This is a genomic window from Aeribacillus sp. FSL M8-0235 (genome assembly GCF_038000355.1).
Taxonomy (GTDB): domain Bacteria; phylum Bacillota; class Bacilli; order Bacillales; family Aeribacillaceae; genus Aeribacillus; species Aeribacillus composti.
Genome location: NZ_JBBOBW010000001.1, coordinates 1718934 through 1732536 on the forward strand (window position 1 = coordinate 1718934; position 13603 = coordinate 1732536).

A 13603-nucleotide genomic window follows, 5' to 3' on the forward strand; every position below is an offset into this window, starting at 1 on the left:
GAGGTGTTGTTCGTGTTCGTTTATACTGAAGAGGATATTCGCAACATTGACAATCTGGCAGAAAAAAATGGCCTTTCTTCTATTGTGTTGATGGAAAACGCCGGGCGCTCTTTATTTCAAAAGCTTGTTTCGTACGTAAAAAAAGATGATCGCATTTTAATATTGTCCGGTAAAGGCAACAACGGCGGAGATGGAATTGTTTTGGCCAGATATTTAAAACAAAACGGCTACCATGCCGAACTTTCTTTTCCGCTTGGGGCACCGAAAAGTGAAGCAGCGAAGCATCATTTCGCTTTTTATAAAAACAGCGGTTTTCTCGAAACAGCCGAATATGAACAAAATCATTACCAAGTCATCGTTGACGCTTTGCTGGGGGTCGGTGCAAGGCATCCGCTAAGAGATGATGTGAAAAACATCATTGAATGGATTAATGGACAAAACGCTTTTGTCGTTTCCGTTGATGTTCCTTCAGGAGTTTTATCCGACTCCGGAGAAGCGCCAATAGCGGTTAAAGCAAACGTCACCATCAGCATCCACGGATATAAGCGATCAGCCTTTTTGCTGCCTTCTTCATCTTTTTACGGAAAAAAGGAAGTTGTGTCCATCGGCCTGAAGGAAGAAGGGAAATGGAAGGTCTGGACAGAAAAAGATGTGAAGCAAACATGGCCGAACCATCCGTCTTTTTCCCATAAAGGCACTTTTGGAACAGGCTATTTAATTGCTGGCTCCGACGAAATGCCGGGAAGTGTGCTTCTTGCTGCGAAGGGAGCTATGAGGGCAGGAATTGGCAAGCTTGTGATCGGCACAACACCATTTGTAGCCGGTGCCATCGCCGGGCAAATTCCTGAAGCAACTTATTTTTTTGAAGGTCTTATAAAAGCAGGAGATGGTGAATTCCCGGAAAAGCTGTCAGTATGTGCAATTGGACCAGGTATCGTTCCTGGAGAAGAGACCGAAAAAGCCATTCAATCCATCTTACAAAACGATTGGCCTGTTGTGCTGGATGCCGGTGCGTTACATAAACGCACATATCCGAAAAATAGACAACATCCTATTGTGTTAACACCGCATCCGGGTGAATTTAGCCGTTTAATCGATCAGCCGATCAGCTATATACAAAAGAACAGAATCGAAGCTGCTTCTAAATTTGCCGTTGAAGAAAATGTCATTGTTGTTTTAAAAGGCCAATATACAGTGATTGCATTTCCGGATGGAACAGGAATGATCAATCCAACTGGAAACATTGCTTTGGGCAAAGGCGGGAGCGGAGATGCATTAACGGGAATCATCGCTGCTTTTTTGTCCTATTATGAGAACAAAAAAGCAGCTGTGGCAAATGCAGTCTATTTACACGGTTTATGTGCAGATCTGTTTGTAAAAACGAAAGGTGTAAGATCAATGCTTGCGGGCGATATTCCAGACATTTTGCCGGAAGTGATGAAACGATTCGAATAGCCTTATCAATATGGCTTCCAAATGACTTTTTTTGCAGTTTGAAATCTTTGTTCCACTTCTGGCCAGTTGACGATTTTCCAAAAATTATCGATATATTTTTGCCGATCGTTTTTATATTGCAAGTAGTATGCATGCTCCCAAACATCTAATACAAGAAGAGGAATGACATCCCATTGGCTTAAGTTTTGATGCTTTTCCGCCTGCAATATTTCCAATCTTCTTGAACGGGGGGACCATACTAATATCGCCCAGCCTCCGCCTTCGACTGCTTTTGCAGCTTCGCTGAAATGCTTTTTAAATGCTTGAAAGCTTCCAAATGAATTTTTGATCGCTTCCTTTAATTCACCTTTTGGCTCGCCCCCGCCTTTTGGATTCATGACATTCCAAAAAATTGTATGCAAATAGTGGCCTGCCCCATTGAAAGCTGCTTCCCGTTCCCAATGTTTAATCAATGAAAAATCTCCTGTTCTCCGTGCTTTTTCCATTTCGATTTCCGCCTTGTTTAAACCGTCTACATAGCTTTGATGGTGTTTCAAATGGTGAAGCCTCATGATTTCTTCTGAAATATACGGCTCAAGCGCATTGTATCGATAGGGAAGAGGAGGGAGCTTATGTTGTCCTATCGGCACAGCCAAAGACCGGTCATCTTCACCTTCAATAAATAATCTGAATTCATCATACAATTGATTCGCCTGTTCATAAAGTTCGCTTTCTGAAACGGACTCGGCTTTGTCCAGCTCTGTTTTGAAACGGATTATTTTTTCCTCGAATTCGCTTGCAAAAGGGTGTTCTGAAATGATGTTTCCATAAAGATCATCACACCATTTTTTTAATTCATTAATATACGATTCACTCAAGACAACAAAATCCTCCTTTTCATTCAATCGTCCAGAATACTATATGAAGCAATTTGAAAAAGGGTGAACTAAAAGAAGCGCGTCTTTTTTTAGATGGAAGAGGGGAGCTCCTTAAAGCGGTTTTTCACCAATTAAAAACGGATGATTTTTTGAAGACGTGCATTTTTTTTGTGAGAGGAGAGGCTGGATGGGAAGAAATATGTTTGTAAATACTCGGTCTTGTTATGAAAAAAGAGCAGCTGCCTGAATTATGTATGAAAAATGCCATGCATATCAATGCAAAATAAGATCAGGGGATTGTCCCAAAAGGATACATCCATTGGAATTCAATAATCAAGAAATGCTGATATATCAGCATTACTGAACATGAAAAGGGGGATCCAATACCGTGAAATCAACTATTGGACAGCCCCTTAAGTCAATCTGCCCAAACATCGTTCATTGAACAGTATACTTTTCATCTTTTAAAATAAGCACGTCAGCTTCTTTAGCTTTTTTGGGAACTAATAGACAAACTCTATTTTATGACAGAAGTAAGTACATTCAAATTTCATTTTAACAACAAATACTATGTAACTTCTTGATTAGATCTGCCATCATAACAAAAATTTTATCATCATACGCATTTTCATCCTGCTTTAAAATGTCGTCTATATATCTTGGTATTCCTTTATAAAAGCTTTAACAAAGTCCGTGAAATGACAATCCAGTACTTTTTGTTTGCTTGAATCATAATACAACAATCAATAAACAGACGATTTTGGGATTTTTTTAATGTAATATTTTAAAGCATTCTCATAGCTTCTACGGTCCCTTGAACTATTTTTCATTACTGAATTTGATCAAGTAATCTCCGATATCTAATAAAAGACCATCACGGAATGTTGTTTTTGTCCCTTTTCAACAATATACATATATAATCTTTGGTAGAAATAAAAGGATAGCTCAAAAGGAGCATCTTTTGTATCCTCATATTCTTCAATCTCAAATAATAGCTTCATCTGTCTATACACCCTTTAAATTCATTTTGTTTACTATTTGTACAGATTTCATATATAAAATTACTTGATTTATCCCGTTACTTGGTTTTCCTTTAAAGATTTCATAATCTTCTTCATTTCTGTTTTTGAAAGATTTTTAGAAACAATGTTCATTTTATATCGCGATTTTCCCTGTAATTCCTTTTTGATGCTGTGCGTCCTTTAATTTGTAAAAAGCAGAGAAGACAACGCTTTTTTCAATTTAAAGCCGAACAGGGAAGGGGTGTTCTGCTGTATTATGGACAATTACTGTTTCTGTTGTTTTTCACAGAGGAAATGCCCGAGCTTTTCTCAATGCAGAAAGTACTAAAGCAGGCGGAACTCAACCTTTTAGGAGAAGTTCTCGACAACTGGAAAGGGGCTGTCCAAAAAGTCAGGGTAACTGACTTTTTGGAGCCCCTCATTTTTTCACTTTTTAAAAAAAATGCACAAAAAAATCGTCCTTTCTAGTAAAATGAAGTTACCACACAACATTACAGAAAGGACGATTTTTTATGAGCAATCAAATGATTACTCGTGAAAATTATAACACACAAATGACACTTCCTCTAGATGGAAAAGAAGAAAAAACTCCTGCCAAAAGAAATTTAGCCCCTACTTTCAAACCATATGACAACCGTCAAGTTCAAATGATTTATGATATTGAATCTCTTATACCCGAACATCACGTGGCACGTGTCGTGGACGAAATGGTGGAGGCGATACCAGATAAACAATTGTTTTCTCATTATAAAGGCGGCGGCAGAAGTTCCTATCATCCCAAAATGATGCTGAAAATCATTCTGTATGCTTATTCTCAAAAGGTTTATTCCTGCCGAGGAATCGAAAAACTCGTTAAAGAAAATATTCCTGCCATGTGGCTTTCAGCGATGCAACAACCAGATTTTCGCACCATTAATGAGTTCCGAGGGGAACGGATGAAAGCTTTCATGGATGAGCTCTTTGAAGTCATGATTCTCAAATTGATAAAAGAACATTACATCACGATGGAAAACTACTTTTTGGATGGCACTAAGATCGAAGCCAATGCCAATAAGTATTCTTTTGTGTGGAAAAAATCCACTTTGAAATTCGAAGAGAAATTAAAAGAAAAAATCCAAGAAACACTAAAGCACATTCATGAATTAACCCAATTAGAAGCCGGAACAGGGCAAAAGGAAAGCGATCAACATACAGAGATCACCGAACAAAACCTGGAGGAAATCGCAAAAGAAATAGAAGAAAAAGTTGAAACGCTAACGGAAGAAATCGAAAAGGAGACCGATACATCCATTCGGAAAGAGAAGCGAAAAAAACGCAGTCAATTAAAGAAATCGGTGAAACAAATTCGGGAAGATTTCCTGCCCCGAATGGCAAGATACAAGGAACAAAAGGAAATGTTCGGTGACCGTAACAGCTACTCGAAAACAGACAAAGACGCAACCTTCATGCGCATGAAAGAAGACCATATGAAAAACGGTCAGCTCAAGCCCGGATACAACGTGCAAATGGGGACAGAGAATCAGTTTATCTTGTTTTATACCATTCATCAACGACCGACCGATACACGTTGCTTTATCCCACATATGGAGAAGCTAGCCTCCAGTTCATTACCGATGCCCAAAACGGTCATTGCGGATGCAGGCTATGGTAGTGAAGAAAACTATGTATATGCAGTTGGTGATGAGAAAGAGCCCCGTTTTGAGTTTCTAATTCCTTATGGGAGCTATGTAAAAGAACAAACACGTACATACAAAAAAGACATTAAAAATGCCAAAAACTGGACCTATTGTGAAGAGGATGATTGTTTTATTTGCCCGAATGGAAGGAGAGTAACGTTTAAAAAATACCAAAACAAAAAGAATCCATCTGGCTATGAACAAAGCTTCAAAATATACGAATGTGAAGATTGTACCGATTGCCCATTGAAAGCGAAATGCACAAAAGCGAAGGGAAATCGTCAAGTTCACTGGAATCCCATCTTCGAAGAAATGAAAGCAAAGGCCAAAACAGCCCTTGAATGTGAAGAGAAAGCCGCCATCTACGCTCGACGCAAAGTCGAGGCAGAAAGTGTGTTCGGTCACATCAAGGGCAATCGGTCGTTCCGCAGATTTTCTTTGCGGGGCCTCGACAAGGTACATGTTGAGTTTGGGATTGTGGCATTAGCCCACAACATACTGAAAGTAGCCGGTATCCGCCAGCTACTTTCAGATAAAAATCGAAAAAATATAAAAGCAAGTGGAGAGAAACGAATTGTTTTTCTCCACTTGCTTCATTTTAGGGACTTATCGGACAGCCCCATAGATATTGTTTTTTAGACAGGCGCTATTCTGAATTATATATTTTAATTTAAGCTAATCCACACGCTTTTTACTTCTGTATAGTTGTTCAAAGCATATGAACCCATTTCGCGACCGATACCTGATTGTTTGTATCCGCCAAACGGAGAAGCTGCGTCAAATACATTATAACAGTTGACCCAAACAGTTCCTGCTCTCAAGCGATTGGCGACATAGTGAGCGTTGGCCACATCTCTCGTCCATAAACCGGCAGCTAAGCCGTATTCGCTGTTGTTTGCCCGATCAATAACTTCATCTAAATCTTCAAAAGGCAATGCAGCAATGACCGGACCGAATATTTCCTCTTTGGCAATTGTCATTTTATCTTCAACATCAGCAAAAATTGTAGGAGTGACAAAATAGCCTTTTTCAGATGGCGTAGATCCGCCGGTCACAACTTCTGCGCCTTCTTCAATTCCTTTTTCAATATAATTCAACACTCTTGACTGCTGCTCTTCAGATACGAGCGGCCCCATTTCCGTTTCCGGATTCAGGCCAAAGCCTTGGCGGATATTTTTGGCATGGGAGGCCATATCTGCTAATACATTATCGTAATGTTTTTTCTGAATAAACACACGAGAACCTGCACAGCATACTTGACCTTGATTAAACATTACACCGTTTAATGCACCTGGAATCGCTTTTGACAGATCAGCATCCGGCAAAATAATATTCGGCGATTTGCCTCCTAATTCCAGCGTAACTCGCTTCAGTGAACGTGCGGCATTTTTCATTATCAGCTTGCCGACTTCCGTCGATCCGGTAAAAGCAATTTTATCTACCAGAGGATGATCAACAATCGCTTGCCCAGCTGTTTCCCCAAAGCCCGGTACTATGTTGATAACCCCAGGTGGGAAACCTGCTTCTTCAATAAGCTCTGCTAAATAAAGGGCTGAAAGTGGAGTTTGTTCTGCAGGCTTCAAAACGACTGTACAACCAGTTGCAAGAGCGGCACCAAGTTTCCACATTGCCATTAGAAGCGGGAAGTTCCATGGAATAATCTGGCCGACAACACCAACAGGTTCATGTCTTGTATAATTGAAAAATGGTCCGTTGACAGGAATGGTCTGCCCGACTATTTTTGTAGACCATCCGGCATAGTAACGCAAGTGTTCAATGGCTAATGGAATATCTGCATTTCTAGTTTCCCGGATCGGTTTTCCGTTATCCAGCGTTTCCAGCTGAGCTAGTTCTTCTTTGTTTTCTTCCAGCAAATCCGCCAGTTTGTACAATAATCGGCTTCGTTCAGCAGCTGATATTTTGGACCATGGCCCGCTGTCAAAAGCAGCTCTTGCCGCACGGACAGCACGGTCAATATCTTCTTTGTCCGCTTCATAAACCGTTGCAAGAGTTTCTCCAGTTGCTGGATTAGGAGTGTCGAACGTTTTGCCGGAAACGCTTTCGACAAATTCACCATTAATGTACAACTTTTTTTTCCCTTTTAGAAACTCCGCTACTTTCCCTTCAACATTAGCGATTAATTGACTCATCGATCATCCTCCTAATTTTTTTTTTCGTTGTGTAAACTCTGGATGAACGAAATACAGTTTTATAATAAAGGAAAATTCAGAATATTTCAACCTATTTTTTAAAAATTACCAAAAATCTCCTGACCAACAACTGCTGGATGGCCGCAGAAAACTTAAGAAAACAACTTTATTTCAGTCATCAAGACAAACTATTTAAGAATAATCGTATAAAGAGAAATGAACTTCAAAGAGGTGATGACTATGAATGAGAAGCATCAAAAATCTTTTACGACCGTAAAATCATATCGTCCTTTTCATAGCAGATATGATCCATGTAAACCAATCGGTGTCAAATACTATTCCACACCGCCAAACCTTTTCCTCGGTTTTCAGCCGCCGAACTTGCAGCAATTTTCCGCAAAAGAAGCATTAAAAAAAGGGACTCTTTGGCGATTTTTTTATGACTATTACGAAAATCCGTATGAGAAAAAAGGGAGGTAGCCAAAATGAAGGAGCTTCCTCAAGAGTACTATCAGCTCCTTGAAGAAATTCAAGCGGCTGATTTCGTGCTTGTTGAATTATCGCTTTATCTAGACACTCATCCAAATGATATAGAAGCAATCCAGCAATTTAACCAATATGCCCAATACTCAAAACAATTGAAGCAAATGTTTGAATCAAAATTCGGTGCGCTGCAGCAATTTGGAAACAGCTTTTCAGACGCGAACTGGAGCTGGGGAACGATGCCGTGGCCATGGCAAGTATAGCTTTAATTCGTTTAACTATACTCATACGATGAAAGGAGAAAGAACATGTGGTTTTATGAAAAAAAACTACAATATCCTGTCAGGGTGAGTACGTGCAACCCAAAACTGGCAAAATATTTAATTGAACAATACGGCGGAGCAGATGGAGAACTTGCTGCCGCCCTTCGCTATTTGAATCAAAGATACACGATCCCCGACAAAGTAGTAGGACTTTTAACGGATATTGGAACAGAAGAATTTGCTCATTTGGAGATGATCGCAACAATGGTGTATAAATTGACGAAAGATGCGACACCGGAACAATTAAAGGAAGCAGGACTAGGCGAGCATTATGTCAATCATGACAGCGCCTTGTTTTATAACAACGCTGCTGGAACTCCGTGGACTGCGACTTATATTCAAGCAAAAGGGGATCCGATAGCTGATTTGTATGAGGATATAGCTGCCGAGGAAAAAGCAAGAGCTACTTATCAATGGATTATCGATATGTCAGATGATCCAGACTTAAATGACGGATTAAGATTTTTGCGCCAAAGAGAAATTGTTCATTCGCAACGTTTTCGGGAGGCGGTGGAAATTTTAAAAGAAGAACGTGATCGTAAAAAGTTTTTTTAAGAAGTTCAAGGAGCATCCAATCAGACGTACTTTCATCTATTGGATGCTCCTTTTATGTTTCAGGCAGAACATTGTTGGTAATATCCAAGATTGACAGCATTGATCGAATTTTTTTACTCTCTTTCTTTTAAAATAATACAAGCAGCTGTACAATCGATCAATTGAAGCTGTTCACGTACAAAAATAGTGTATTTTGCATTACTTAATCCATTTTCTTTAGCCCATGAATAAAATTCAAAATCATATCCTCCTCCTTAATATTTATGAAGACATAGTATTTTCTACTTCTACTATGTCTATCCCAATTTTATCCTTGATATATCATCTAGGTTAGAAAAGAATGGCACACCCTAAAAATAAAAATGCAACAAAAAAGGATAAAAGTAACTCTCCTCCTTGAAAAATGGACACATTACTTAAATGGTTATTTATAACATACTGTATGGAAAATACACAGCTATCTATGCAAAAGAAAACTCAAAAATGTAAGTGATCCAGTTAGGTATTATGAGCGATGCTGCGAGTCCTTTAATAATTACCATAAATCTGAGCATATAAACGAGTGCTACTGCACTTACCAATAAAGAAAAATGTATAAGTCTGACCGAGAGCTATAATTTACATAGTCTCCTAAGAAATGATTAACTCCTAAAGAAACAAAGTAAATGATTAGGCTAGGAACAGCCATAGCAAAGAATAAACAAAAGCCTATAAGGAACATTCCTGTTAGAAGTTTTTTCGGGGACTTGAATAAAAAAGCCCTCTTGGTATGATTCGGGGGTGTCAATCGGATTAATTGCCCCCTAATTTGGATACCAAGGAGGACTATACATGAGTTCTATCTCAAACAAGAAGATTAATCAAGTCACCGATCAAACGCTCATCGTTGGCATGGGTATCGCGAAAAAGAAGCATTATGCCTGCTTTGTGGATGAGCGAGGGAGGGTGTTAAAAAAGCCGTTTCCCGTTCTGCAATCGAAAGAAGGATTGGAATGGTTGTACCAGTGCATCGTGAAAGCGATGGAGGAAGTTGAAAAAACGGAAGTGATCGTTGGCATCGAGCCAACGGGACATTATTGGCTCAATCTCGCTTACTTTCTTGACGAGAAGGGCATTCCTCTCGTGATGACAAACCCGATGCACGTGAAGCGCTCCAAAGAGCTAGACAACAATCTTCCAACCAAGGCTTTATAAGTCCAAGACACTGCCCCTTGAGTTTGAAAATCTCCATTAACATTAGCGACTGTTCTAGCAGGGTCAATTTTTATAGAGATTGATTGGTTTTGAATAGCTTTTTGGACTCCTTTATGAACTGTTTCATCAGGCTTTGACTACTATTTACTCGAGCTATCCTCGTAAATGCTGTTTTTTTAGGAATTTTTTTGTTTTTCATTCTGCTATATGAAAGAATGATTCAAACAGTATTGGTACGTTAGTAAAATAGCGGAAAAAGCAAGGTGAAACTGTTCCTTAGAAAGCCCAAAAGAAAAATGAACTTCCTGTAACCGAGCATACAAAATTTATGCTTCACGGCTGCCACACTCTAAAACTACTGTATTCAGTTGTTCATTCCTTTTTAAAATGATCTTTTGATTTGAAAAATCAGTTAAATCAGCATCCGTTGAATGAGTGGCATAAATTAAAATTGCCTTGTTTTGCATGACGTAATTTTTCAAATAATCGAGAATAACTTTTCTTGACCTAATATCGAAATTGACAAAAGGTTCATCAAGGAGAATCAAATTAGGCGAAGATAGAAGTGCTAAAATTAAAGATAGTTTTTGTTTCGTTCCTAAAGACAGTTCGCGTGTAAGGGTATTTTTATATTTGTAGAGTCCAATTTTTTCTATAAGACCTTCTAGAGACGAATCTAATCTTTCCCCATTCAGGAAGGATAAGATCATATCAATTGTTTCAGCCGTTGTTAAATAATCGTATAAAAATGGTGTATTGCCAATTAAGGAGACTCCTTTTATATACTTTTGAAAATCGTCCTTTAATGAAATATTGTTTAACTTGATGTCCCCATCGAATGTTGTCATTCCACCGATGATATTCAACAACGTTGATTTGCCAATTCCATTTTCACCAAGTAATTCAACAATGCTCATGTTATCTATTTTTAAGTTAATACCGTCAAAAATGTAGGCTGATTCACCATATCTTTTTTTTATATTGATCAATTCAAGCATGTTTTACCTCTCTTTTGTCAGAAAATTATATAATAATAAAAAATGTGAATAAACAATAAAGAAAAAGAGTATAGGATATATACTGCCGAATTTCATTGAATAAAAAGCTACAACGCTGCATGTAATAGAAGGCAACCCTAAAACGAATAAATCTTCTAAAGGATTAAAAAAATATACAAAAAAATTGTTTTTAATATCTTCTATTGATAATTTTTGAAAGCGATAGACTCTTTTTGAAATGATTTTTATTGTGTAGAAGTAAATGATTGTTGAACATAAAACAGTGACAGCTGAAAATAATGAAAATCCATAAAGGAGGAATACACCAGCATAATAACTGATTAGGATTACGATGAGCCTTCTTGACAGAAATTTAGAAAGCGAATTCTCATAATAAGTTTTTTGATCAAACTTCTTTATATAATAAAAATCGCTTAAATTACAGTCGTTTAACAGTTTTGAGCTATTTATGATTCCTTGAGATATCATACTAATCATTGCGCTTTCAATTCCTAAATAAACCGAAATGATAATCAATTTATGAATATTAAAATAAAAATGAATCATACATATCAGAACTAAAGAAGCAGCTGCAAACAAATAAGTATACAATATATATAAGTAGTAAGTTCTATTTTGACAAGATCGGGATAAAGCCGCTTGATACTGATCTAAATGCAGGTCATTTTTATACCGGATGAAATGTTCTTTCTTTTTCGTAGCGTTCGGCCCGTGAATAAATAAAAAGACAATCTGAGGATTGCTCCATAAAAATTTTACAATAATAGTAAAAAAAACAGCTATTAAGACGAAAATCTCGTATAAAAGGATGGTTATGTAACTAAAATGAAATTCTCTCATAAAAATCAACATAAAAAAACAATAAGACAAAATGTTTGTTCCAAATGTTAACAGCAATTTTTTAATAATCAGTAATTGAAATTTAATTTTGTGAGCTTTATACATCCATTGAGAAATATTCTCCAGTTCCACATGATCGTAATCATCATTATTAATATCAGTGAACAAAAGCGTTATAAAAAAATAGATAGTGGCGATATAAAAAGGATTTATATTTATAAAGGAATGAAAAAAATAAATGAGCAAATAGACAAAAATCGGTGCTAACATCGAAGCGAAAGTAATGACTGCATTTACGTTATAGAGAAAGACCAGCAGCAATTTTTTATCGCCGCCAGCAAACTTATTTAGAAAATTCCCAAATAAAATCTCGAAATTTGCTAATGCTTTTCTTTTTTTCATTAACCGCTTGTATTTGAAGTATTTCATCTTCTTCAATTCCCCAACATTTTCGTAACAATTTTTACCAGATTAAAAATTCCTACTAAAAAAACGATTATCGAGATTACGAACAATATTCTCATTTTAGCCTTAAATTTTTTTTCCATATTATGCACCTTCCTAAGATCATTGAAATTGCACAACAGTCATGAACGTTTGAATGATAAGCGTCAAACCATAAGTGGTCGAAAATATTATTGTACACAGTCTTATTTTTAGGCTGATGGAAGTGGAACTGTCTAAATATGATAAATATAAGTAGAAAAAAACAACCAATAGGATTTGCGAACCTGGAAACCAGCCCAGCCATTGAATATCTTGCAGTTGATTAAAGCCAGCCAGTGAAATGATCGTCATATTTAATAAAATGGAAACAAGATTCGCAAAAATGATGGCTGATAAAAAGTTACTAAATGTAAACTTTTTATTCGTCATGACATTTGTAATATAAGTAACAAATATTGTTTCGATTATGATCACGGTAATTCCCGCAATCAATTGTATTAAAATTAACAAAGCAGCAACAAACGAATGTGCAAACAATGGAAAGCTCGCTTGCAGTTTATCAAATTGCTCAATCACTTGAAACTGTTTAATGGAAAAAAATGAATTCGCCACAACTGCTAGCACTAACAGGCAAAAAGAAAGTAAATTTATTATTCTTTCATTTTTTAATTTGAGCATATTTATCCCCTTTATAAGAAAAGGTGTCCCGCCTTATTACAAAAATTAAAACAGCAGGAGGCTAAAGGCTATTACAGTTAGAGTCAATCACCATGAAACATAAGAAATTTCATTGAGACCATCAAGAATAATTCCGGCAGCAGTCAGATTAAATTCATAACTTATCCTCTCAAAATTGCTTTAATTTCACACAAATAATATTCTTTCCTCGTTTAAAATTGCAACTGAATGGGCTGTACTTAGTTGGTCAAAAATTTTTAGTTCAAGTAGACTATAAACAACAAATCATGCAATTGTACTAAAGCGGGAAGCCAAATTGTAATCAACCGAACTTGCATAGCTAAGCAGCCCGTGAATTCTTATGTGATGAAACCCGAAAACAAAGTCATGTAATTTCTTTTAAACTAGTATTTCCGAATGAGGATTTTGGCAATTTATAGAAATATTATAATGAAGGTTGGATCCCTTGGTCAAGCTGCTCCTAAATTTTTCTAATGGTTTTCAAAAGGTGGCATGTTAGGAATAATGATTTTAAGTAATCCATCCCATTAATCTACGTTTTTTCAGACAGAATCATCTTGTTTGTAACACTCATTATTGCGTGAATAAAAAATGTTCATGCCCGATGCTTCCGAGATGCAATCTAAATTTTAAAAAGGTCAAGATTCGGTGGTAGAGGAAAAGACTTTCGAATTAACCAACAGCCGAATGCCATTCCACTTTATGCTTAAACAAATATTTTAACAAATAGCATGGAGGTCTTGTCATATTGTGTGACAATTCATTTTGCAAACAATGTTCTAAATGAAAAAAAGATATATTTTTATATGAACTTATATTATGATTAAAATAAAAGGATCGGAAAACTATAAGTTTACATAATTATATTATTGTAAAAAGGAGA

General features: G+C 36.9%; 10 protein-coding genes and 1 pseudogene. 6 read left to right on the forward strand and 5 right to left on the reverse strand.

The annotated features are described in order from the left end of the window. Nucleotides 1–12 precede the first annotated feature (12 nt). Nucleotides 13–1455 (forward strand): NAD(P)H-hydrate dehydratase, encoded by a 1443-nt coding sequence (locus NSQ71_RS08295; RefSeq protein ID WP_339195456.1) that lies wholly within the window; start codon nucleotides 13–15, stop codon nucleotides 1453–1455. 5 nt (nucleotides 1456–1460) lie between these two features. Here NSQ71_RS08295 and NSQ71_RS08300 read toward each other — a convergent pair whose 3' ends face one another. Beyond that, the gene (locus NSQ71_RS08300) at nucleotides 1461–2312 is read right to left on the reverse strand and encodes a superoxide dismutase (protein ID WP_311067248.1); all 852 of its coding nucleotides are present in this window, start codon (nucleotides 2310–2312) and stop codon (nucleotides 1461–1463) included. Nucleotides 2313–3846: 1534 nt separating this feature from the next. Between NSQ71_RS08300 and NSQ71_RS08305 the strand changes: the two genes are divergently transcribed. Next, nucleotides 3847–5649: an IS1182 family transposase gene (locus NSQ71_RS08305; RefSeq protein WP_340733663.1), complete on the forward strand. Its 1803-nt coding sequence runs from the start codon at nucleotides 3847–3849 to the stop codon at nucleotides 5647–5649. Nucleotides 5650–5675: 26 nt separating this feature from the next. Here the strand turns inward: NSQ71_RS08305 and NSQ71_RS08310 are convergent, their stop codons facing one another. Further along, complete coding sequence (locus NSQ71_RS08310; protein ID WP_063389712.1) at nucleotides 5676–7160, reverse strand: aldehyde dehydrogenase family protein; 1485 nt, start codon at nucleotides 7158–7160, stop codon at nucleotides 5676–5678. Nucleotides 7161–7400: 240 nt separating this feature from the next. On the opposite strand from NSQ71_RS08310, the gene NSQ71_RS08315 reads away from it, so the two are divergent. From NSQ71_RS08315 to NSQ71_RS08330, 4 genes and pseudogenes are all read left to right on the forward strand, one after another. Continuing rightward, entirely contained in the window at nucleotides 7401–7640 is a 240-nt protein-coding gene (locus NSQ71_RS08315) for a spore coat associated protein CotJA (RefSeq protein ID WP_063389713.1), read from the forward strand. A gap of 5 nt (nucleotides 7641–7645) precedes the next feature. Further along, the gene (locus NSQ71_RS08320; protein WP_063389714.1) at nucleotides 7646–7906 is read left to right on the forward strand and encodes a spore coat protein CotJB; all 261 of its coding nucleotides are present in this window, start codon (nucleotides 7646–7648) and stop codon (nucleotides 7904–7906) included. A 45-nt stretch (nucleotides 7907–7951) separates the two neighbouring features. After that, entirely contained in the window at nucleotides 7952–8521 is a 570-nt protein-coding gene (gene cotJC, locus NSQ71_RS08325; RefSeq protein ID WP_063389715.1) for a spore coat protein CotJC, read from the forward strand. Between the two features lie 831 nt (nucleotides 8522–9352). After that, nucleotides 9353–9706, forward strand: a pseudogene (locus NSQ71_RS08330) (IS110 family transposase); the annotation flags it as partial. Between the two features lie 335 nt (nucleotides 9707–10041). Here the strand turns inward: NSQ71_RS08330 and NSQ71_RS08335 are convergent. From NSQ71_RS08335 to NSQ71_RS08345, 3 genes are all read right to left on the reverse strand, one after another. Further along, on the reverse strand, nucleotides 10042–10713 hold the full coding sequence (locus NSQ71_RS08335) for an ABC transporter ATP-binding protein (protein WP_144597000.1): 672 nt from the start codon (nucleotides 10711–10713) through the stop codon (nucleotides 10042–10044). Between the two features lie 3 nt (nucleotides 10714–10716). Beyond that, on the reverse strand, nucleotides 10717–12003 hold the full coding sequence (locus NSQ71_RS08340) for a sugar transporter (RefSeq protein ID WP_340733664.1): 1287 nt from the start codon (nucleotides 12001–12003) through the stop codon (nucleotides 10717–10719). A gap of 138 nt (nucleotides 12004–12141) precedes the next feature. Then, nucleotides 12142–12699, reverse strand: coding sequence for a hypothetical protein (locus NSQ71_RS08345; RefSeq protein ID WP_063389719.1), 558 nt, complete (start codon nucleotides 12697–12699; stop codon nucleotides 12142–12144). Nucleotides 12700–13603 lie beyond the last annotated feature (904 nt).

Bases quoted from the DNA above. Each gene is read 5' to 3' on its own strand.
- NSQ71_RS08305 (WP_340733663.1), top strand. From the start codon at position 3,847: ATGAGCAATCAAATGATTACTCGTGAAAATTATAACACACAAATGACA.
- NSQ71_RS08310 (WP_063389712.1), bottom strand. From the start codon at position 7,160: ATGAGTCAATTAATCGCTAATGTTGAAGGGAAAGTAGCGGAGTTTCTA.
- NSQ71_RS08315 (WP_063389713.1), top strand. From the start codon at position 7,401: ATGAATGAGAAGCATCAAAAATCTTTTACGACCGTAAAATCATATCGT.
- NSQ71_RS08320 (WP_063389714.1), top strand. From the start codon at position 7,646: ATGAAGGAGCTTCCTCAAGAGTACTATCAGCTCCTTGAAGAAATTCAA.
- cotJC (WP_063389715.1), top strand. From the start codon at position 7,952: ATGTGGTTTTATGAAAAAAAACTACAATATCCTGTCAGGGTGAGTACG.
- NSQ71_RS08335 (WP_144597000.1), bottom strand. From the start codon at position 10,713: ATGCTTGAATTGATCAATATAAAAAAAAGATATGGTGAATCAGCCTAC.
- NSQ71_RS08340 (WP_340733664.1), bottom strand. From the start codon at position 12,003: ATGAAATACTTCAAATACAAGCGGTTAATGAAAAAAAGAAAAGCATTA.
- NSQ71_RS08345 (WP_063389719.1), bottom strand. From the start codon at position 12,699: ATGCTCAAATTAAAAAATGAAAGAATAATAAATTTACTTTCTTTTTGC.